The following is an 851-nucleotide window of genomic DNA, read 5'->3' as shown; positions in this document are numbered from 1 at the left end:
CTAAAGAGATAAATAGGGTAACAATAAATGGTAGTTAAAGTAACAGCCCCTTTCTGTTAACCTAGTAAAAGGTTCAAGCTAAATATACCATAGAGCTAGAGAGCTGAAGACACTTTAAGGAGGATTTATTTAGAGTCAATTACCTCCAGATCAGTTAACAAACACCTCTTTTACTTTCTTTGATCTGATCAGATATAAAATAGCCGGTATAAAAAACAAACAAGAAACAACCAATTTATGAATGGCATTCTGTTGCATCATTGACCTATTGAAGTCATCAAAGCTTGGACTGTTAGCTATTCCAATCACTTCACCTATAGCATAAATGATACTTATCACAAAAAAAGCAATCATCCATTTAGGAGTATTCCTTTTCCTTTTCCAAAAGTTAAAAAAGGTGACTGTGATCAGCATAAACTGCATATAAAAAAATATGGGATTAGCTAAAGGATTGGTGTAAGCATATAATCTTGTTATTCCAATTGGACCTGAAAGACTTCTACTTGCACTTACTTCACCAGTAAAGATATTGAGTAGGCTCCCATCGGTTAGTCTTCCTTCCATAAATCTATCTAGAATATAAAAGGCTATTAGTAGCATATAACCCATCATCAGAAGCAACCACGCCCCATAACCTTTTGTAGGCTGGCTGTTTTCAGTAATTTGATCGGTAGTAGATGAGGCAGGCATGTATAGAGAATTATAGAATCAATTTATATACAGCATAACCAAATAGCAATACTTACTTTTAGGTATTTTGTTAGCAGGTTATAGATAGGAGTAGTTAAAATAATTTCCCCTTTCGAGTAACCATATCACTCTTCTTGCTTTAATATCTCAATGTGCTTTCT

At 34.0% G+C, this 851-nt stretch carries 1 protein-coding gene; it reads right to left on the bottom strand.

The genetic code is table 11. The features are described from left to right. Nucleotides 1–150: 150 nt before the first annotated feature. A complete protein-coding gene (locus tag Q0590_RS37410; protein ID WP_302042799.1) occupies nucleotides 151–690 on the bottom strand; it encodes a DUF2569 family protein in 540 nt (179 codons plus the stop codon). Nucleotides 691–851: the final 161 nt, after the last annotated feature.

The sequence above is a fragment of the Rhodocytophaga aerolata genome, from assembly GCF_030503435.1.
Lineage (GTDB): Bacteria > Bacteroidota > Bacteroidia > Cytophagales > 172606-1 > Rhodocytophaga > Rhodocytophaga aerolata.
The sequence above is the reverse complement of the archived record's forward strand: the minus strand, read 5'-3'. Positions and strand labels throughout refer to the sequence as shown.